We start from the raw sequence: 22,421 nt of genomic DNA on the forward strand, positions 1-22,421 counted from the left end.
GGTCATCGTGATGACTCCGTTCGAGAGTGCTGTGAGAGGTTCACTCGAAGGATCACACGGTGGCCGCGTCCTTGTCCGGGACGATCACAGGGCCACCGCGCTACACCACTATCGGGGACTCAACTGAGCGAGTCTCCAGGAGACTTCATGGCCGACGCGCGCAAACGTGACGGTACCTGGGGTTCGTATCGCGGAGAACTGGGACCCTCCGCCGGAACAGCCCAACGCTCAGTGCCCGATCTGCTTTCAACCGGTGTGGTTCTTCCGCAATAAGCGCGGGGGCTGCGCTTATTTCGACGCGGTCGGCAAGCCGTGGCCGTTGCACCCCTGCATGGAGCACCCGCGGAGCGCGAAGGACTATCGCGCCTCAATGGAAGCGCCGTTTGCCTACGAGCGGGCGCTGCGTGCTAGACCTCGAGGTGCAGCGGGACACGGGACGAGCAGCTCTGCCACTGCTGATGGCAAACCCTTCACTACGGCAGCTCCAGCCAAGCAATCATCCGCCGACGAGCCTCTCAGCTGGTGGGCTGTGCTCAGCGGTCTCTGGGCGCTCTTACTCTCGTTCCCCCTGAACCAGTGGCTCGATGCCAGGCTTGACGGGATCCCGGCGCTCCTCTCGCTCTGGGTGATCTCTCTGCCGACACTGTGCATGGCTCTGGCCATCGGCTGGTACCTCCTGCGAGTTCCCCGGCCACGGGGAGACGCCGGAGACGTCCTGGCTTCGGTGGCGTTGGTTCCGTTGCTCCTGCTCTTCGGGATCGTCGGAAACGTGCTCACGTGCGGGCTGGGCGCGCTGGCTGCTGCTCTATGGGTAGCGTCCGAAGCGAACGATGCGCGCCGGCGGGGGAATCTCGGGGGAGGGTACTGATGGCGCCGCGAGTCTCAATTCCTGACAGCGACGGGCGCTCGCAGTTCGCTCGGCCGAATCTTGTCGCTGACCAGTACACGAAGCTCGGTTGCCGTAAGGTCGCAAAGGGATGCCAACAGTGGGAGGTCACGGAGTGAGCACGCAGCTGGTCAAGGAACAGCACGGAGTGATCTCCCCAGGCTCCCTGGTCACCGTCCGCGACGAGACATGGCTGGTCACCTCCGTCGAGGACACCCCGGACGGCACCCTCTACGCGGTCCGCGGCGTGAGCGACTTCGTCAAGGACACCACCGCCTCCTTCTACGCCTCCCTCGACACGATCACGCCCCAGAACCCCGAGGACTCGACCGTCGTCGCGGACACCTCCCCGCGCTACCGCCGCACCCGGCTCTGGATCGAGTCGACGCTGCGCAAGACTCCGGTCCCGATCGACCACGCCGAGCTCACCGTCTCCACGCAGATGCTCGCCGATGATCTCCCGTACCAGCGCGAGGCCGTCGAGATGGCACTGGACCCCGAGCGAATCCGCCCCCGACTGCTGATCGCGGATGCAGTGGGCCTGGGCAAGACCCTCGAGATCGGCATGATCCTCTCGGAGTTGATCCGGCGTGGCCGCGGCCGGCGGATCCTCATCGTCTGCCCCCGCCATGTGCTCGAGCAGATGCAGCACGAGCTGTGGACCCGCTTCGCGATCCCGTTCGTGCGCCTGGACTCCGAGGGTGTGCAGCAGGTGAAGCAGCAGCTTCCGGCCTCCCGGAACCCGTTCACCTTCTTCGAGAAGGTGATCATCTCGATGGACACCCTCAAGCAGGACCGCTTCGTCCACGACCTGCGCCATCACCGCTGGGACGCCGTGGTGATCGACGAGTCCCACAACGTCACGAACCAGTCCACGCAGAACAACCAGCTCGCCCACGTGCTCGCGCCGAACACGGACGCGCTGGTCCTCGCCTCGGCCACCCCGCACAACGGCTCCAACGACTCCTTCGCCCAGCTGATCAGCCTGCTGGAGCCGACGGCTGTGTCCCCGAAGCGGGAGATCGCCGACGGCGCGACGCAGCGTCTTATGATCCGCCGCCACCGCTACTCGGACTCGGTGAAGGACGAGGTGGGGGAGAACTGGGCCGAGCGCCGCCCGCCGGAGATGCTGCCGGTCGAGGCCTCCGCGGAGGAGCTCGCGGTCGCCCGGGAGATCGCGCAGACCTGGACCCACCCGCCCGTCGGCCACGGACCGATGTCCGGCAGGGGCTCGCAGCTGTTCCCGTGGACGCTCGCCAAGGCGTTCCTCTCCTCCCCGATCGCGCTGAAGGAGACTCTCCGCAACCGCACCCGGGAGATTCTGGGGAAGGTGGAGGGGGACCACCTCGCCGAGGTCCCGCCCACCAGTACCCACGCCGCCGAGGCCGACGCTCTCCTCCGCCTCACGGAGCTGAACGACGCCTGCATCCCCTCCGACGGCTCGCCCCGCTCGGGCAAGTACCGCCGCCTCGTCGAGCTCCTGAAGGACAAGGGCGTCTCCCGCACCTCCCCGGAGCGCGTAGTCGTCTTCGCCGAGCGCGTCGCGACGCTCTCCTGGCTGCGAGAGCATCTCCTCAAGGACCTGAAGCTCAAGGACGACCAGATCGCGGTGCTCCACGGCGGCCTGACCGACGTCGAGCAGCAGCGCGTGGTGGAGTCGTTCAAGCAGAGCTCCTCGCCGATCCGCGTGCTGATCACCGGCGACATCGCCTCGGAGGGCGTGAACCTGCACGCCCAGTGCCATGAGCTGATCCACTTTGATGTCCCGTGGTCCCTGATCCGGATCGAGCAGCGCAACGGCCGCATCGACCGCTACGGCCAGCGCACGCCCCCGCAGATCACCGCCCTGCTCCTGGATCTCTCCGAGGTCGAGGGTTTCGACGGCGACATCTACGTGCTGCGCCGCCTCCTGGACCGCGAGAAGGAGGCGCACGAGCAGCTCGGCGACGCCGCCTCGCTGATGCAGAAGTACGACGCCGCCGCGGAGGAGCGCGCCCTGATCGACGTGCTCCGCAGCGCGAAGGACGTCGAGGAGGTGCTGCCCGAGGTCGAGCAGCTCCACCCGATGAACGCCTTCCTCCAGGGCCTGCTCGCCCAGGACTCCGCCCCGCAGCCGCGGCGCCGGGACGGCCACCGCGCCGCGCAGGAGACTTCTTTCGAGACCGGCCTTTTCGATTCTGACGCCGACTTCCTCGTCTCCGGTCTCACCGAGCTGCACACCCAGCCGGGCCGCCCCGTGGCCCAGGGCGGTGTGGACCTCGTGCTCGATGAGCCGACGGGACTGATCCAGTTCACCCCCGGCGAGGATCTCGGCCGGCGCCTGGACCACCTCCCGCAGACTTATCTCGTCGACCGCCGGGTGAAGGAGGCGCTGCGCCTGACCTCCCGTGCCGACGTCGGAAACAGCCGCCTCCGCGCCGCGCTCGACGATGACTCGGGCACCAACTGGCCTGACGTCCACTTCCTCGGCCCGATCCACCCGGTCCTGGACTGGATGAGCGACCGCGTCCTTGCGGGTGTTCCGAGCGGTGAGGTGTTCGCGATCCATGGCCAGGTGGACCGCCCCTGGGTGATCTTCCAGGGCACGCTCACCACCGCCCGCGGCCAGATCGTCTCCTCGACCGTGCTCGGCATCGCCGACGACGACGGCACCCCGCGCGCCCTCCCGCACGTCGCCCCCTCGGCCCTGTTCCAGGAGATCGGCCTGGGCCCGGACGCGATCGGCACCGCCGTCGCAGATCCTGGTCAGTACCAGGCCCTGCTGCGTGCCGCCGTGCCCGTCGCCCGGGAGTTCATGGAGCAGCAGGTTGCCCCAGGCATCACCGCTGCCGCGACGGCGCGGGTGGAGCGCTGGAAGGCCGAGCAGCTGCGCTGGGAGTCCGCCGCCGCCCACGCCCGCGGCACCTCCGCGCTGATGCTCGCCACCCGCGAGGCGCTCGAGGTGGAGAAGAAGCTCGTCAGTGACATGCTGCCGGACCGCACCTTTGTGCGTCCGCTGCTCGTCGTCGTCCCCCGTCCCCAGGCCTGAGGAGTTTCCCTGTGGCGATCAGCGATGCTCTGTACGTGGTCGAGGACTGGATCAGCGAGCACTACTTCACCTCCGATGATGCGTCGAAGACTTTCACCGCCCGCACCAAGGCGCTGATGCAGGAGTGGCGCAGCACGGGGGAGGACGATCCGGACTGGCGCAGCCCGCGCGAGCGCTTCACCTCTGCCCGTACCGGCCTGGTGAGCCGGCTGCTCGAGCTGCAGGCCGACGCCGCCGCGCTGCCGGAGACCACGCACCCCGACCAGCGGCGCGAGCTGCTGGGGGAGCGGTCCGTCGCGTTCGCCGACGAGCTCCGCACGATCCTCGGCTACACCGACAGCACCGTCGACGACGCGGCACCGGGCCGCTGGGACGTGACCACCACCGGCCCGCTGCGCCGCTTCGCGACCCGAGGCGTGGACGAGGCACCGCTGGCGATGCTCGACGCGCTCGCGGCCGACGACGTCCAGGATGTCCTCGCCAAACAGGCGGGCCATCTCCCGGCTGACGTGGTCCTCGCGGAGGGCACCGAGGACGAGCAGCGCCTCACCTCCGTCCCGCAGGTGCTCTCCGCGCTCGCGATCAGCAAGGACGCCCCCGAGTTCCTGCTGGTGCTCGCCGGGCGCTTCGCCGTGCTCACCTCGTCGCAGCTGTGGCCGCAGGGCCGCTACCTCGTCGCCGACCTCCAAACCATCGCCGAGCGCAACGACCTCCGGCGCGGCGGCGAGGTGGAGCGGATGCTCGCCGCCCTCAGCGCGGATTCACTCGCCCCGGATGCGAACTCGCAGATCTGGTGGACGGGCACGGTCCAGGAGTCGATCGACAACGCCGTGGGCGTCTCCGAGGACCTCCGCGACGGGGTGCGCGAGAGCATCGAGATCATCGCCAACGAGGTGATCCGCCGACGCGAGGCCCAAGGCCTCGACCCACTCCCGCAGCACCAGGCGCAGCCGCTTGCGCTGCAGTCCCTGCGCTACCTCTACCGGATCCTGTTCCTGCTGTATGCGGAGGCGAGCCCGGAGTTGGGCGTGCTGCCCGTCGGCGCCCCGGAGTACCAGGCCGGCTATTCCGTGGACCGTCTGCGCGACCTCACTCAGCGCGAGGTCCCGCTGGACGCCGCCCACGGCACCTACCTGTACAGCTCCCTGCAAATCCTCTTCGACCTCATCAACAGGGGCCACCACCCGAAGGACGCTCAGGCCGACGGTACGGCCGAGTACGGCAGCGGCGCCCTGGTGTTCGAGAACCTCGACGCGGACCTGTTCCGCAAGGACCGCACTGCCCTGATCGACGAGGTGAAGCTCGGCAACCAGGCCCTCCAGGCCGTGCTCGAGAACCTCCTGCTCTCCCGCGTGAAGAAGGGCAAGAACCGCGGCTTCATCAGCTACGTCGCCCTCGGCATCAACCAGCTCGGTGCCGTCTACGAGTCCCTCATGAGCTACACCGGCTCCTTTGCGGAGCAGGACCTGGTGGAGGTCGCCAAGGGCGGCGACCCGAAGGGCGGCTCGTGGGTGGTCCCGGAGGGCGTCATCGACGATTCCATGACCCAGCACCTCGTCATGGTCGAGGACGAGACCGGCCGCAAGGTGCCTCGCACCTACCGGCACGGCGAGTTCGTGTTCCGCCTCTCGGGCCGTGCCCGCCAGCAGTCCGCGAGCTACTACTCTCCGGAGGTCATCACCTCCTTCACCGTCTCCCAGGGCCTCGCCGAGCTGCTGGACCCCGTCATCACCGACGAGACCGATCTGCCGAACGGCACGATCGTGTTCGACGACGAGAACTTCGACCACGAGCCCATCCGCCGCAGGCGCACCACCGCCGCGGAGATCCTGAACATGTCGATCTGCGAGCCTGCCCTCGGCTCCGGCGCGTTCGCGATCGAAGCCGTGCGCCAGCTCGCCACCGAGTACCTCACCCGCCGCCAGGACGAGCTCGATCAGCGCATCGACCCCGAGCAGTACGCGGAGGAACTCCAGCGGGTCAAGGCCTACATCGCCCTGCACAACGTGTACGGGGTGGACCTGAACTCCACCGCGGTGGAGCTCGCCGAGGTCTCCCTCTGGCTCGACACCATGGCACCGGGCCTGAAGGCCCCGTGGTTCGGTCTGCGCCTGCGCGCCGGCAACTCCCTCATCGGTGCCCGCCACGCCGTCTACTCCGCGGACACGCTCAAGGACGCCAAGCTAAAGGCCGTCATCGAGACCGCTCCGGAGAACCTGCCGGTCACCACCGTCCACGACCCAGTCGACGCTGACGGGAAGCGCGCCAGCGTATCCAACAAGATCTTCCACTTCCTCCTGCCGGGGGAGGGGTGGCTCGCCGCCGCCTCGGACGCGGAGATCAAGAAGCTCGCGCCTGGCGAGGCGAAGGAGCTGCGCGACCACGCGAAGGGCTGGGCCGGCAAGCTCACGAAGCCGCAGATCGCGCAGCTCGAGAAGCTGTCGCAGCGGGTCGAGGAGCTGTGGGGTCTTGCCCTGCGACGTATCCGCGCTGCGGAGGAGCAGTCCCGCCGTGCGATCCCTGTCTGGGGCGCGGAAACCAACGAGGGCGGTGACGTCACCAGGAAGCAGATCGAAGAGACCCTTGCGGACGTGAACTCTGCCTACCAGCGGCTGCGCTTGGTGATGGACGCCTGGTGCGCGCTGTGGTTCTGGCCCGTCCTGCCCGACGACGAGATCGCCCCGCCGACGTTCCACCAGTGGCTCGAGACGGTGCAGAAGATCCTCGGTACGTCCTTCGAGGTCGTGAAGCACACGGGCCGAGGCAAGGGCCCAGGGGAGGGGCAGCTCGCGATCGGCAGCGCCCAGGACTGGGAGGAGCTCGACGCGGTCGAGATGATGTTCGGTGTGGGCGGCGCCGCGAACGTCGACCAGCTCATGAAGGACACGAAGTGGCTTAAGCGCTGCGTCGAGATCGCTAAGGAGCAGCGGTTCTTCCACTGGGAGCTCGACTTCGCCGCCGCCTTCGACCGCGGCGGCTTCGACTTGCAGGTGGGAAACCCGCCGTGGGTGCGACCGACGCTCGATGTCGCTACCATTCTCGGCGAGTTCGATCCGTGGTGGGTGCTCGCCAACAAGCCGTCGAATGCTGAGAAGAAGTTACGGCGTGAGCTTACGCTCGGAGCAGAGGGAGCAAACGAGGCGGCACTCGTAGGCACTAGGGATATTGCCTCAATCGCCGAGTTTGTCGGCTCTGGCTCGATGTATCCCGACATGGCTGGGACACAACCGGACCTCTACCGAAACTTTATGGTCCAGACCTGGGCGCATGCCAGGCCCGCTGGAATAGTGGCATTGGTGCATCCCGCAACTCACTTCATTGACGCGCGGGCTTATCGCTTGCGAAGTGTGAATTATCGAAGTCTGCGCAGGCATTGGAGGTTTATTAATGACCTCTACTTGTTTGCCGAGGTTGACAATCATGTTGAATACTCTGTTAACGTGTACGGATCGCTTCGTGATGTGGATTTCTTGAGTGCGGTGAGTCTGTATCATCCATCCGTGGTCGAGGGGTCGCTTGCGCATGACGGGATTGGTCCTGAGCCGGGGTTTAAGGATTCTGATGGCGGCTGGGACCTCCGTCCGCATCGCGGGAGGATCCTTAGGAATCGGCGAGAGCGGTTGGAGTTATGGCACGCTCTGCTGGAGTCCAGCAGGGGAGATGTTCCGATTGGAGCAGCCCGGATGCTTTCGAGTGTCAATAGCACTACGGCGGGGGTTCTGGAGGCACTTTCGCAAGTTGATCGAGTAAACTCGCTTGCCCCCGAATTTAGCGCCGGGTGGCACGAAAGTGTGGATCGCTCGAAAGGTCGATTCGAATCGAAATGGATGCTCCCCTCGAGCTGGGAGAATGTAATCCTCCAAGGTCCATATTTTCATGTGGGAAACCCGTTCGCGTCTGAACGCAATGCGACAATGCGCAGCAATCGCGACTATTCTCCCCTCGATCTCGAAGTTCTCGCCAGGGATGCGATTCCATTCACGGAGTACCAGCCGATCTATGGAGAGGCCGTGGAGGCAGATGGTCTAGTGGTGGCGAGCACCAGAGAGTATGACAGTGCTTATGACTACTGGGAGCTGAATGGCTCCCTAGCGGGGCGGGAGAAGCTTCGGGTCCCGGCTAGGGCTAGCTACAGGCTTGTTTGGCGGAAGATGGCATCATTGACGGGAGAGAGAACCTTTATTTCGGCAATCTATCCTCCCGGGACTGCCCATATTGAGGGTGTACTTTCCTTTGGGTTTCCGGCTTCGTCCGGGTCGACGCTTCCCCTTGTGGCGGCAGGCGCGTCTTCTCTCATTGCCGACTTCTTTATGAGGGCGACCGTGGGGGCGAATATTCAGAGGTCCGAGGCGTTTCGGCTTCCAATTATTCCTTTCGAGCATCCGCTTGCGGGTGCTGCAATACTGCGAGCCTTGCGTCTAAATTCCCTTACGGAAGCTTATGCTGAATTTTGGAAGCTGGGCTTCAGTGTGGATTATATGTCAGATTCTTGGGCTGGTGGAGTGCGGCGCATGAATCGTCCTGCTCTTGCGGAAGTTGAAACGGAGTGGTCGATGGCATCCCCGTTGCGTATAGATGAAGACCGTCGGCAGGCGCTGGTGGAGATCGACGCGATCATGGCGATCGTCACTGGCATCTCGATCGATGACCTGGTGACGATCTACCGCACGCAGTTCGGTGTGCTGAACGACTACGACCGCGGCGAGGGCAAGAAGGCGTACATCTTCGACGCGAACGGTCGCCAGATCCCCAGCTCCGTCCGCACCGCCTGGAACAAGGCCGGCCGGCCCGAGACGGGCCTGCCCCTCGAGGACCGCACCGCCGTACATCCCAGCGCTACCGGCACCGGCCGCACCATCGTTTACGAGCAGCCGTTCCGGATCCTGGACCGGGAGGCAGACATGCGCCAGGCCTACGCCGAGTTCACTCGGCGGATGGAGGAGAGCGGATCATGACGGAGCTGCTGCCCACCCGGCAGGCGGCGGATCTGCGCCGCGCGGTCATCGACTACGTGACCACGGCGATCTCGCTGGCGGATCCGTCGGTCGCGAGCGCGCTGGACGCGTTCCTCACCGATGAGCGCTCCGGGATCTTCCTCGGCCCCTACCTGCGCACCCGTCTGCCTTTCGCGGGCGGCAGCGACGCTGCTGCTGCGCGCGAACTCGTGCCGAGCCTGCCGGGCGGGTTCGAGCCCTACGCCCACCAGGCCGCCGCCTTCTCCCGCCTCACCACCAGCCCCGAGGCACCGGGCGAGCAGGACGAGGCCGGGTTCCGTCTCCCGCAGCCCACGATCGTCACCACCGGCACCGGCTCCGGCAAGACCGAGTCCTTCCTCTATCCCGTGCTCGACCACGCGGCCCGCGCGAAGAAGGCCGGGATCGGCGGGATTAAAGCGCTGATCCTCTACCCGATGAACGCGCTCGCGAACGACCAGGCCGGGCGCCTCGCGAAGCTCCTCACCGAGAAGCCCGCCTACCAGGGCCTTACCGCCGCGCTCTACACCGGGGAGGCCTCCCACGAGCCCTCCACCGTCGTCACCGCGGACTCGCTCATCACCGACCGCGAGATGATCCGCGGCTCCGCTCCGGACGTGCTGCTGACGAACTACAAGATGCTTGACCAGCTGCTGCTGCGCCGTGCGGATCGTCCTCTCTGGGAGGCTTCCGCCGCCTCGCTGCGCTACCTGGTCCTCGATGAGTTCCACACCTACGACGGCGCGCAGGGCACGGACGTGGGCATGCTGCTGCGCCGCCTGCGCCTGGTCCTGGACCAGATCGCACCCGGCCGCGTCCACCTCACCCCCGTCGCCACCTCCGCCACCCTCGGCGACGGAGCCGACGCCGCGGCCGCCATGCTCGACTTCGCCCGCACCGTCTTCGGCACCGACATCGGCGAGGACGCCGTGATCACCGAGACCCGCGTGGACCTCGACGAGTTCGTGCGCCCCTCCCGCGAGGTCACCGCCGACCACGCCGGCGAGGCGGCGGGGGAGGGCCCTTCGCTCAGCCCCGCACAGTTCCCCGCCGCGGCCTCGATGGCCACCGCGGTCCGCCCCCATCTCGAACCCGGCACCCCGCTCGACGCCGAGGCCCTCACCGCTCACGTCCTCGACGTGCTCTGGACCGCCGACGGCGGGGAGCGCGCGAGCACCATCGCCGCGCAGCGTGGCCTCCCCCCGCGCGACCTCCTCCTCGCCCACCCCCTCGTCGGCCAGATCCTCCGCGAGACCTCCCGCGCCACCGAGCTGCGCGAGCTCGCCGCCACCGTGCTGCCGTGGGTGACCCAGCCGCGCATCGCCGAGGACTTCACCACCGCCCTGCTCGCCGTGCTCTCCCACGAGCGCGCCCGCGAAGCAGCACCCCGAAACTCCTTCCCGAACCTCGAAGCGCACCTGTGGCTGCGCGAGATCACCCGCGTGGACCGCGCCGTGACCACCGCCCCCGCCTTCCGCTGGTCCGACGCGCTCGAGGAGGACGAGGACCTCGCCCTGCCCGCCATCTACTGCCGCCACTGCGGCCGCTCCGGCTGGGGCGCCACCACCCGCGCCGTCGGCGACGACCTCGACCTGCGCCCCGACACCATCCGCAAGGACGCCGCTGAGCGCACCGGCCGCTTCCGCGCCCTCCTGCTCGACGTCACCACCACCGACGAGGACCCCGAGGTCGCCACTGAGGAGACCTCCCGCCGCCGCTACCTCAACCTCTCCTCCGCCACCCTCGACCGGCACGGACCCCTCGATGACGACCCCGAGGCCTCAGTGCTCCGCGTGCTCGTGCACGCCGGCCTCGACGCGGACAAGCACGCCAACGACCAGACCTGTCCCGCCTGCGGCGAGAAGGACGGCATCCGCTTCCTCGGCACACGGCTCGCGACGCTGCTCTCCGTCTCTCTCACCAGCCTGTTCGGCACGCCGGGCCTGGACCTGCGGGAGAAGAAGGCGCTCGTCTTCACCGACTCCGTGCAGGACGCCGCCCATCGCGCCGGCTTCGTCGAGGCCCGCTCCTTTAGCCTCACCATGCGCTCGGTGATCCACGAGGCACTGACCACCGAGCCCGCCCCGATCAGCACCATCGTCGAGCGGCTGCTCGCGAAGGCCACTACCGACGAGCAGCGCTACCGGCTGCTGCACCCCACCATCACCGACTCCGACAAGCTCACCGCCTACTGGCACCAGGACGCGGACCGACGTCGTGGCTTCCGCGCCCGCGACCGGGAGCGCGCCACCGCCCGCGTCGTCAAGCGCCTCACCTTCGACGTCGGCCTCGAGCTGGGCCTCACCGGCCAGGTGGGCCGCACCCTCCTGCTCACCGGCTCGGCCCTCGCCCAGGTGCGGGCCAGCGACGACGAGCTCGACCAGGCCGCCGAACGCGCCCTCGGAGCGAGCATCCGCCAGCTCGATGGGGACGACACGGCCGTGCGCCGCCGCTGGGTGCGCGGCATCCTCGAACGCCTCCGCACCCACGGCGCGATCGCCCATGACTGGCTGACGCCCTTCCGCCGCGAGGGCGGGCCCGTGTACAAGCTCTGGGGCGGACGCCCCGAGCCCGAGCTCATGCCCGCCTTCCCCACCGGGCGCGCCCTGCCGCAGCTGCCCAGCATCGGCCGACAGGGCACCAGGAGCGAGCTTGAGGACGCGACCGCCCGCTCCGGCTGGTACGCCGACTGGACCGCTCGTGCGCTCGCCCGCGACCGCGGCACCGCCTCGACTTTCCTGCGCCCCCTCCTTGACGCGCTTACCGACCTCGGCCTGCTCGACGTCGTCGAGACCACCAGCGGCCTGCGCAGCTTTGCGCTGGTCCCGGAGCGCATCGAGGCCTGCCGCCCCGCCGGCGCCGCCGAGGATGCGACCCCGATGCTCGTCTGCGACGAATGCCGCGAGACCGTCACCGGCACCGGCGCCGTCCTCGCTCCGTTGCAGGACGGGCCGTGCCTGCGCCACCGCTGCCCCGGCACGCTCCGCCCCAGCAGCTTGAGCGCCACCTACTACCGCAGCCTCTACCAGGGCGACATGCGCCGCGTCGTCGCCCGCGAGCACACCTCCCTGCTGGACACCGAGGACCGCCTCGACTACGAGACGAGCTTCAAGAACAGCGCCCAGACGCCCGGCACCCCGAACGTCCTCGTCGCCACCCCCACTCTCGAGATGGGCATCGACATCGGCGACCTCTCCACCGTGCTGCTCGCCTCCGTCCCGAAGACCGTCGCCAGCTACCTCCAGCGCGTGGGCCGCGCCGGGCGCCAGACCGGCAACGCCCTGGACGTCACCTTCGTCGCCGGCCGCGGCCGCGCCGCCGGGCTCTACTACGACCCCCTCGACCTCCTCAACGGCACCGTCCGCGCCCCCGGCGCCTACCTCTCCGCCCAGGAGATCCTGCGCCGCCAGCTGCTCGCCTCCGTCCTCGACACCCTTGCCGGCGACGACCGCGTCCCCCCGCCCGTGCGCACCACCCCGGTGCTCGCCTCCGCCGCGCCCGGCACTTTCCTCGGCCACGTGCTCGAGGAGCTCCAGCGCAACGGCGAACGACACCTCGACCGATTCCTCGACCGCTTCACCACCGGCACCCACTCCTGGGACGGCCTCACCGAGGACGCCCGCACCGAACTGCGCATCTGGGCCCTGCCACAGGGCGAGGCACCGAGCGGTCTCGAGACCGCGATCCGCAACGCCGTCGCACAGTGGAACCTCAGCCGGGAAGAGCTGAGCCGGCGCCGCGCCAGGATTCAGGACAACATCGAACAGCTCGAGAACCAGCCCCTCACCGATGAGCGCGCCGAGGCGATGGCCTCGCTCCGCGCCGAGGACCTCCTCATCTCCGCCGAACAGGAGGAGATCGGCGCCGAGCCCGGCATGTCGGCCGAGGAGCAGGACAAGGAGCGCCGCCGACTGCGCGGCAGAGCCGGACAGCTCAGCGCCGAGGTCTCCGCCCTCGACAGCGCCCACTGGATCGGCGTGCTCGAACGCTACGGACTGCTGCCCAACTTCACCCTCGTCGACGACGCGGTCCAGCTCGAGGCCACCGTCATCTGGAAGGACGAGGACGAGACCTGGAAGCACGAACCCGTCAGCTACTCCCGCTCCGGCGCCGCGGCGCTGACCGAGCTGGCCCCCGGCGCGCACTTCTACGCCCACGGCCGTGAGCTCGTCGTCGACGCGGTCGACATCGGGATCGACGGCGCCGCACTGCGACCCACCGCGTTCTGCCCCCGCTGCGGCCTCGCCCACCAGTTCGAGAAGGACCAGCCGCCCCATGCCTGCCCCAGCTGCCAGAGCGCCGAGATCGCCGACGCCGGCCAGCACCGCGACGTCATCGACCTCAAGCGCGTCTACTCCACCATGAGCCGCAGCCGCACCCGCATCGGCGACGCCAAGGACGACCGCGAGAAGGTCCAGTTCGAGCAGGCGCTGTCGGTCTCCTACCACGAGGCCCGCACCGTCCACCGCTGGAACGTCGTCGGCACCGGATTCGGGATGCGCCTGGATCGGGGCACCACCCTCACCCGGCTGAACCTGGGTAAGCCCCAGTCCGGCACCGAGACGATCCGCATCTCCGGCGAGGAGCGCACGGCCCCCGGATTCCTGCTCTGCTCCCGCTGCGGGCACCACGACTCCGACACCGGAGGGAACAAACCGCAGGACCACCAGGCCTGGTGCGACCTGCGCTATGCCCGCGACGGCGACAACCGCCCCGCCCTCCTCTCCCGCACCCTCCAGACCGAGACCGTGCTGATCACCCTCCCGCCGGAGATCCTCGACGCCGCCGCCGGCGACCTGCTCGTCAACCTCGTCGCCGCCCTGCAGCTCGGCATCGAGACCCGCTTCGGCGGCAGCATCGGCAACCTCGACGTGGACGTCATCGCCCACCCGAACCAGGCCGGGCACCAGGCCGTGCTGCTCTCCGACACCATCGTCGGCGGCACCGGATACCTCTTCGAGCTCGCCTCCGCCCCGTCGGCCTGGGACGTGCTGATCGCCGGACTCCGCGCCCTGGAGGCCTGCCCCTGCCAGGACGAGGGCCTCGCCGCCTGCCACCGCTGCCTGCTGCCGTACGTCCGCCCCATCGCCTACGAGAGCATGCGCCGCACCACCGCGATCGAGGCGCTGCACATCCTCCTCGGAGGAGAGGACGCACAGCCCGGAGCGATGCAGTGGGCCGTCGAAGAGCGCGACGTCGAGCTGACCGCCGTCACCGAGTCCCCCCTCGAACGGCGCTTCCGCAACGCCTTCATTCAGGCCATGCAGGGCATCGACGGCGCCGACGTCACCACCCGCGGCACGGACATCAGCGTGCGCCACGCCGGGCAGAACTTCACCCTCGCCTCACAGGTCGACATCGCCGGCGCCCGCCCCGACTTCGTCCTCACCTGGCCGGGCAGCGACGTCCAGGGCATTGCGATCTTCACCGACGGACGCACCTTCCACGCCACCGCCGCGAAGAACCGGGTGGCCGACGATGCGGTCAAGCGGATGCGGGTGCGCCGTGCCGGGTACATGGTCCTCTCGATCACCGATGCCGACCTCGACGAGGACGCCGCTCGCGAGGTCGCCCCGGAGGGTGCGCGCTCGAGCGGTGACCTGCCGCCCTTCGTCGACGAGGGCATGGTCCGGCAGTGGGCCGACGGCGGTATCCAGTACCGCGAGCTCGAACCGATGCTGCGCGCGACCCCGCTCGAGATCCTGGTCCGGGTCGTCCGGCGCGCGAAGACCGACCGCCTGCGGCGACTCGGCGAGGAGCTGCCGTACCTGCTCGTCCCGACGACGGACCGCTCCGCGCTCACCACCCCCGGTGAGGACTCCGCCGAGCGCCTCGGCGCGAACCTCCTCGACGGGAAGAAGCCCGACCCCTTCACCGACCCGATGCGCCTTGCCGTGGTGCGCGGCCGCGACGAGCTCGCGGTCGTTGGACTGCTCGGCCCACCGCGTCGGAGCCTCACCCTCGTCCTCGACGACCGCGAGGAGGCGCTGCGCCGCGAGAGCTCTGCCGAGTCGTGGCGGGCCTGGCTGCACCTGGCGAACCTCGCCCAGGGCGAGCCGTACGGCAACTCCCTGCGACTGACCACGAAGAGTCTTGTCGAGGCGGGCATCGACGTGGGATCGGACGAGGCGCGCGCCCCGCGCGTCCCGTCGGCCGAGGAGCCGGCGGCGCTCGCGCCCACGGCGCCGGCCGAACGCCCCGAGGCTGTGAGGCCGACGGGCGAGGAGGCGGCACCGGAGCCGACCGCCCTTCCCGCTGACTACGCCCTCGTCCCCGAGAGCGGAGCCGACGCGAAGGAACCGCTGTCCCCGGCCTGGCAGGAGGCGCTGAACGAGGCGTACGACGAGACCGAGAAGCAGCTCATCGGCGTCCTCGCCCGCTACGACATCGAACCGCCGGTCATCGGCGACGAGTACGGCGCCGGCACGCCGCTGGAGATCGCCTGGCCGGAGCGCAAGGTCGGCGTCACCACCTCGGAGCTCGAGGCCCGTGAACGCGCCGCCCTCGAGCAGGAGGGGTGGGAGATTGTCGGACCCGACCCCGAGACTGTTCTCGTGGCACTGGAGCTGACCGACGGAGGAGACTCATGAGCGACGGCATCATCGCCATCTCGGATACCTTCCTGCCCACCCTGCAGCAGGTGCCCCGTGAGGTGGCCGGGCAGGTCACCTCCACCCTCGAGATGCTGCGGACCACGCCCGAGTCCCCGGGGCTGCACGTCGAGCCGCTCCAGAACGTGAAGGACGACCGGATCCGGTCCGTCCGCGTGAACCGCAAGTACCGGGTGCTGGTGTTCCGCCTGAACTCGTCGGGGCAGAACGTCTGGCTGGTCGAGGGCGTCTACAACCACGACGCCGCCTACGCCAAGGCACCCACCCTCTACCTGCGCATGAACCCGATCTCCGGCACCACCGAGATCCGCTCCGACGACGACGCCGTGCAGACCGGAGGCGGATACAGCGAAGAGGAGGTCCGCTCCCGCGCCGCCGCGCTCGCCGCGGAGATGGCGGCCGAGCGGCTCGCCGAACAGCAGGCCGCTGAGGCCGAGCGGGTGACAGGCGCTGAAGAAACCCCGGAGGCAGCCGGCGGGGCCGGCGCAGGAGGTGAGGCACCGGCGGGGGAGAAGCAGGCTGAACCCGCTCAGCCGTCGACCGTCCCCGCCGCACAGACCGAACTCGCGCTCGACGGCGACGAGCCCCGTCGGCCGAAGCCCGAGGCGCCGACGGGCCCGGTGCTCGCAGTGACCGCTCAGCAGCTCATCGACGACCTCGGCCTCGACCCGCACCTCGCCGAGCAGGCCGCGGGCGCCGACGACACCACCCTCTACGCACTCGCCGAGAAGACCAAGAACTGGCAGGGCACCGCCCTGCTCGACCTCGCCACCGGCACCAGCCTCGAAGACGTGCGCGCCGCGTACTTCACCGGCGTCACCGGCGGCAGCGCAGTGGGCACCCCCTCGGGCACTGAGGACGTACTCCAGTCGCTCAGCGCCGAGAAGTCCCAGGCGAACTATCGCCTCATCGAGGACGACACGGCGCTCGCCGAGGTGCTCGCCTCCGGCAGCTTCGAGAAGTGGCGGATCTTCCTCCACCCCGAGCAGAAGACCTACGTCGAGGTGAACACCCGCGGCCCCTACCGCGTCACCGGCGGCGCCGGCACCGGCAAGACCGTGGTCCTGGTCCACCGCGCCGTGCGCCTCGCGCGCAAGTCTGCGGAGAGCGGCGGCAGCGCCCGGATCGTCCTCACCACCTATACACGCACCCTCGCCGACGCGCTCGCGCAGCAGGTCCGCGCCCTCGCACCGAGCATCCCGCGTCCGGATGCGCTCGGCGCGCCCGGCATCCATGTCACCGGTGTGGACCGCATCGCTCACGGCGCCGTGACCTCCGCCCAGGACCTGACCCCGATGGCCGACGTGCTCGGCTGGACCACGAGGACCCCGAAGTTCTCCCGTCACGCCCGCGAGTGGGACGCGGCGATCCAGGCCGCGGCGGCTGCCGACGCTCTCCGGGACCGCTCGCAGCCGCATGTCACCGCCGCATTCCTCATCGACGAGTACCGCGAGGTCGTGCTGCCCCATCGGATCCTGACGGAGGTCGACTACCTGCGGGTCTCCCGCACTGGTCGCGGGACCCGGCTCGGCCGTGCCCAGCGCCGCGAGGTGTGGTCGGCGATCGCCGCTTACCGCGAGGGCGGTCAGCGGGACTCCGCCCTGGACTGGGACGAGACCTCCGCCGTCGCCGCCGCGATCCTCGACGCTCGCGCCGCGGCGACGGGGGAGCGGGTCGCCGACCACGTGCTTGTCGACGAGGGCCAGGACCTGCGCCCCACGCAGTGGCAGATGCTGCGAGCACTGGTCGCCGAAGGTGAAGACGACATGTTCATCGCCGAGGACTCCCACCAGCGGATCTACTCCAACCCTGTGAAGCTCGGCCGCTACGGCATCGCGATCCGCGGCCGCTCGAGGCGGCTCAAGCTCAACTACCGCACCACCGCCCAGAACCTCGACTTCGCCGTCTCGATTCTGCGGGGCGGAGACTTCGACATCGCCGCCATGGAGGACGACGACCTGCTGAGCAGCGAGGTCACCCATGGTGCGGACCGTGGCACGTTCCGCTCGATCCGCACAGGGCCGGAGGTGACGTTCCTGCCGGCCGTTGACCTTGCTGACGAGATCGAGAAGGTCGCCGCCCTGATCCGGCAATGGACCGAGGAGATCGTCGACGAGGGAGGGGACCCCTCAACCATCGGGGTGCTCACCCGGTTCAACAAGACCCGCGACACCCTGGTGCGCGCCCTCGACGACCGTGGCCTGCGCGTCGTCTCCGTGGACCGCAACACCAGCTACCGCGGCGGAGCACCGCTCGTGATGACCTTCCATCGCGCCAAGGGCATGGAGTTCACCCACGTGGTGCTGTTCGGCGTGGACGACTCCTCGAGCGTCGACGTGGCGCGGAGCGCCTACGACGAGCAGACGCTCGAGGCGGCAGAGCTGCAGGAGCGGTCGCTGCTGTACGTGGGGGCGACGCGGGCGAGAGATCAGCTGGCTGTGGCGTGGGCTGGGACAGCGAGTGCCCTGCTGGAAACTGGAGAGGCAAGATGACGTTGGACATCGTGGGCGATCTGCTCGAGACCTGGACTGCAGTCACGAAGTCACCTGCGGCGACGACGTACGACGAGGTACTGCGCGAGGTAGCCGCTCGTGCGGAGCACGCGCACTGTCTCAGTAAGGCGGATTTCGGCGCGCTCGTCGTCTGGAAGCGTTTGCGGGCGGATACTAGATGGGCGAAATCCTTGATGGAAACTCCCGACTCACGCGTACGACAGGTTACCCACGACGCATGGGTTCTCGCCAACGATGAATCACTGTCGATTCCTAGAGCCGGGCGAGCCGCGCAAGAGGAGCTCTGGCAGCTTCCGGGGTGCGGCGGCAGCGGTGCCGTGGCGTCTGCGATTCTCGTTGCGCTCAGCCCTGGACGCATGGCGGTCTGGGACCGTCGTGCCCGCGAATCCCTCCGAGCGTATGGGCGAGAGCCCAGTCCGGGAAACGGCCGCTACCAAAGGTACTTGGAGATCGTGGAGGAGCTCGCCTCCGACGTCACTGAGCGGGCAGGCGGATCCCATGCCTTCACTCCACGAGACATCGACCTGAGCCTCTACCACCTTGCCCATCGGGTGACGAAAGACGAGCAAGGTGAATACGATATAGCCCCACCGGCGGATGGAAGTCCGTGAGTCTTCAGTGAATACAGCTCGGCGTGAACCACGGTGGTCCAACAACTCGAGAGGTGGAGAATGAGCGGGGAGCGCGTGTACAGCATCAAAGGCGGCTCAGCCTTCCCGCTCCCAACCGTCAGCCTGGCAGAGGCTGGCTTCCGTGAGCGGGACGACCTCCAGGAATGGGTTCTGGCCCGCCCCGAAATCCTTGGTCCGGACGTCATGGTCGTTGCCTTCGAGTTCGACCGCTGGCAGGACTCCCGTGGCGACCGCCAGCGTGATCGACTAGACGTGCTCGGCCTCGACTCTGACGGGCGGCTCGTGCTTGCTGAGCTGAAACGCGACAAGGCCCCGGACACCGTGGAGATGCAGGCGATCAAGTACGCGGCGATGGCCTCACGTTTCACCGAGACCGACCTTGTCAGCTATCACGCGCGCTTCCTCAGCAGCCGTGCCGGGGCCACCGTCTCTGAGGATGCGGCACGTGACGCACTCCAGGAACACGCCGGAGAGTTGGACCCTGACCAGCTCAGGCAGCCTCGGATAGTCCTGGTTGCGGGTTCCTTCGTGCCGTCTACCAGCGCGACCGTTGTCTGGCTCTCGGAGATGGGGCTCGACATCACACTCCAGCGAGTCCAGGCCTATCGCACCGCCGCAGATGACGTCATCGTGACTGTCTCACAGCTCTTCCCCGTCCCCGACGTGGAGGAGTTCACCATCTCCCCGCAACGGGCAGAAGCCGCCGCTTCCCAGACACGACGTCGTCGAAAGCGCGAGGGGTCAACAGTTGTCCGTCTCGCGCAGGCGGCAACCATCCCGGATGCCACCTCGCTCACCATGCAACCCGTTGCGATTGACGCCGAAGCCCTGGCGGCGATTGATGAGTGGATTGCAGAAGACCCGCGTCGAGGTCGAGCGATCTGGTCGAACAACTCCCGGCAGCCGTTGCGCTGGGAATACGACGGTAATGACTACCGTCCCTCGTCGATTGCGCAGACAGCTCTGCGTGAGGCCGCAGGCATCGAACGAAGTATTCGCGGCCCATCGTGGTGGTTCACGCCTGAGGGAAAGTCACTCACCGAGTTGGCTGAGGAGACGACACCGTCAGGATTCGACTGGAGCACCCTGCACACGATCCTCAACTCGATGCCGAAGGGGCGGTGGACGACATATGGCGACCTTGCTGACGTGGTCGGTACGGCGCCACAGCCGCTCGGCGGGCATATGACGAACTGCCCGGAGTGCGTCAACGCATATCGAGTGCTCGATGCCAGTGGTCAGACGCGGACCGGCTTCCGATGGAACGACGGGACAGATCAGCGGACCCAGCAGGGAGCGCTCGAAGCCGAGGGGGTGGTGTTCGCGGGCAATCGTGCTGGTGCTGCGCACAGACTGCCTGAGGAAGCACTGCGCGAACTCGCAGGAGAGTACATATCTGACGGAGCGTGACTCCCCGGCTGAGGTGCCTCTGGCTGTCACACCCCGCCGACACACTCGTCGTATCACCTCGTGCAGTGCCACCGGAAGGGGATCCGATGTCCATCGCAGCGCTTGACGTCCTGCTCGCTCCCGCGAGCGACGCTCCGCACCCGCCTCTCACCGAGGCGGAGGTCCACCGCGCGCTCGACCTCGCGCAGCAGGGCTTCGTCCCCAGCGAGATCGGGGAGCTCCTCGATGTGTACCCCGACTCGGTGGAGACTGCGATCGAGGACGTCGTTCCGGGCGGGTCTGCCGTGATCGCCGCGGCGCTTCGTCGTCGGCTCCGTGCCTGGCGGCGCGACAATGCGGACAGCGCCTGGTGGGAGGCGGAAGCGGTGTTCGGCATCCCGCACGCGCATGTGCTGCGCCTTGTGCGGGTGCCGCGCGACCAGGAGCTCGGGGTCGTCGCGCCGGGGGAGCCGGGGTATCTCGACACGGTGCTCTCCGGAATCGAGTGCAAGGACCTCCGTGCGAGCCGCAGCGCACGACTCTACGCGTTCGGCGCGACCCTGCAGGAGATCGGGGACCTCTTCGGTGTCACCCGCGAGCGGATCCGACAGATCCTCTCCCGGGACACCCCCTGGTCTAGCACGGACCTCAGCGCCGCCGCCCGGGTCCTCGCCCAGGTGCGCCGTGCCGAGCACGCGTCCGCCGCGGAGCACTGGTCGTCCACTCATCCTGCCGCGCCGCTCGATGAGGCGCCAGCAGCACTCGGTCTCTCCGTCGGGCAGATGCGTCAGCTCCTGGGCCGCCGACGCTCCCGGCACGAGCCCGCCTTCGATGCGCCCCGGGAGGCCACCCGACGCACCGAGGCGGAGATCATCGAGGACCTTCGTGCCTTCCACGCCGAGACTGGCCGCACCACCTGCCAGGCCGTCACCACCTGGGCACGCGAGCACGACGTCCCCGGCCACCAGACCGCCGCGATCCGCTTCGGCACCTGGAACGAAGCCCTGAAGGCCGCCGGGATCGGCACGGACAAGGGCGCCCCGCGCAGCGCCTTCCGCGACGAGGACCTCTGGGCCGCGGTGCTCTCCGCCGTGCAGGCACCGGACGGTGGCACCACCTTCCGGGCCGTCGAGGAGTGGCTCGCCCGGCACCCTGCCGCACCGTCCGGCGCACTCATCCGGCAGCGGCTGTGCGGCCACGAGGGAGGCAGCTGGACCGAGACGGTCGCCACGGCCCTCGCCGTGCTCCACTCGCCCGAGGACTACGAGCCTGCCTGGGTCGAGGAGATCACCGCACCCCGCGACTGGGACACCCCGGCCGACGAGCCCGACCCTCTCGACCATGTCCGCGCGGCAATCGACGCCCTCGGCCCGCGGATCACCACCGCCCGATACGCGACCTGGGCCCGCGTCGAAGGGCGCCCCACGATGGCGACCCTGCAGCGCCGCACCGGGAAGCTCTGGACCGAGCTCCTCGCGGAGGCGGGCGGCGAGCCGAACGCGACGAAGATCAAGAACCGCAGCAATGCCGAGGTGAGGGAGTACATGGCCCGCTTCCTCGCCGAGCATCCCGACGGCGGCACCGTCGACTACGGCACGTGGTCGCGGGAGAACGCAGCGCCCTCTCGCTCGACCGTCGTCGATCGCTTCGGGTCGTGGAACGCGGCGGTCGAGGAGTGCCGCTGAGTGGGCAACTTGACGCTGTGGCAGAGCGGCTCGGAAATATCCGTGCCGACTCTCTGCAGGTCAGAAGCGCCGACTCGGCGATCTACTAGCCCGGGCTGTCATTGCGGCCGCAGTGCAGGCCTCGCCGCAGTTCAGGATTGGAAGAGTCGAAGTTGGATATCTGCCGCGCCCTCGATGGTGAGGACGTAATACGGAGGAGCATTACGTTTCCCTCGAGGCCAGGTCTGATCGATAGACCACACTGGGCTCAGCTCCGTCGAGCAGAGGGTCTCGAGGATCTGCTCCTGCTCGGACACAGTCATCGAGGGGAACCAGGCCTCGATGACCATCCCGTCCGGAGTCGGTGGAATTATCCAATTCCAGGTGTCGATGCTCGTCGCGCCGAGCGCGAGGAAAATTCCAAGTCGCCGCACGGCGGAACTCACCGCCAGGAGCGCTCTGTCCGCGGGATGCGTCGTATGGAACTGCTCCGCCACCGTGATCACGTGCGGTGAGGTCTCCGCGATGCACGTGGAGCGGGGACAGACCACTCGATGCGCGGACAGCACCTCCGCAGCGGATACACCGCGGAATCGCAGGTCAAGTCCCTGGAAGTGGTGTAGCGATCCTTCGCTGAGGGGTCAGGCGGTCAGGGCGGGTAGGGAGCTTGTGGTGACCTCCTCGGTGTTGGTGTCGGGGACGAGGTTGAGGCGGCAGCGGGCCAG

The 22,421-nt window shown here is 68.5% G+C and carries 8 protein-coding genes; 7 read left to right on the plus strand and 1 reads right to left on the minus strand.

Going from position 1 to position 22,421, the window contains the following annotated elements; translation table 11 throughout:
* Positions 1 to 1,001: 1,001 nt before the first annotated feature.
* The 7 genes from DS079_RS16545 to DS079_RS16575 all read left to right on the plus strand — a co-directional run bounded on the left by DS079_RS16545 (position 1,002) and on the right by DS079_RS16575 (position 21,717).
* A complete protein-coding gene (locus DS079_RS16545; protein ID WP_241237704.1) occupies positions 1,002 to 3,914 on the plus strand; it encodes a DEAD/DEAH box helicase in 2,913 nt (970 codons plus the stop codon).
* 11 nt (positions 3,915 to 3,925) lie between these two features.
* Positions 3,926 to 8,869, plus strand: a complete 4,944-nt coding sequence (locus DS079_RS16550; protein ID WP_126988871.1) for a DNA methyltransferase — start codon at positions 3,926 to 3,928, stop codon at positions 8,867 to 8,869.
* Entirely contained in the window at positions 8,866 to 15,477 is a 6,612-nt protein-coding gene (locus DS079_RS16555) for a DEAD/DEAH box helicase (protein ID WP_126988872.1), read from the plus strand. Before DS079_RS16550 ends, DS079_RS16555 begins: the two co-directional genes overlap by 4 nt.
* Complete coding sequence (locus DS079_RS16560) at positions 15,474 to 17,990, plus strand: UvrD-helicase domain-containing protein (RefSeq protein ID WP_126988873.1); 2,517 nt, start codon at positions 15,474 to 15,476, stop codon at positions 17,988 to 17,990. Before DS079_RS16555 ends, DS079_RS16560 begins: the two co-directional genes overlap by 4 nt.
* Entirely contained in the window at positions 17,987 to 18,622 is a 636-nt protein-coding gene (locus DS079_RS17270; RefSeq protein WP_206516190.1) for a hypothetical protein, read from the plus strand. The genes DS079_RS16560 and DS079_RS17270 overlap by 4 nt, the downstream gene beginning before the upstream one ends.
* A 75-nt stretch (positions 18,623 to 18,697) precedes the next feature.
* Positions 18,698 to 20,053, plus strand: a complete 1,356-nt coding sequence (locus tag DS079_RS16570; RefSeq protein ID WP_164736310.1) for an MGMT family protein — start codon at positions 18,698 to 18,700, stop codon at positions 20,051 to 20,053.
* Between the two features lie 86 nt (positions 20,054 to 20,139).
* Complete coding sequence (locus DS079_RS16575) at positions 20,140 to 21,717, plus strand: homing endonuclease associated repeat-containing protein (protein ID WP_126988875.1); 1,578 nt, start codon at positions 20,140 to 20,142, stop codon at positions 21,715 to 21,717.
* 131 nt (positions 21,718 to 21,848) lie between these two features.
* Here the strand turns inward: DS079_RS16575 and DS079_RS16580 are convergent, their stop codons facing one another.
* Complete coding sequence (locus DS079_RS16580; protein WP_126988876.1) at positions 21,849 to 22,265, minus strand: hypothetical protein; 417 nt, start codon at positions 22,263 to 22,265, stop codon at positions 21,849 to 21,851.
* Between the last annotated feature and the right edge of the window lie 156 nt (positions 22,266 to 22,421).

Source organism: Brachybacterium paraconglomeratum, from assembly GCF_003994255.1.
In the GTDB taxonomy this organism is placed as follows: Bacteria; Actinomycetota; Actinomycetes; order Actinomycetales; family Dermabacteraceae; genus Brachybacterium; species Brachybacterium conglomeratum.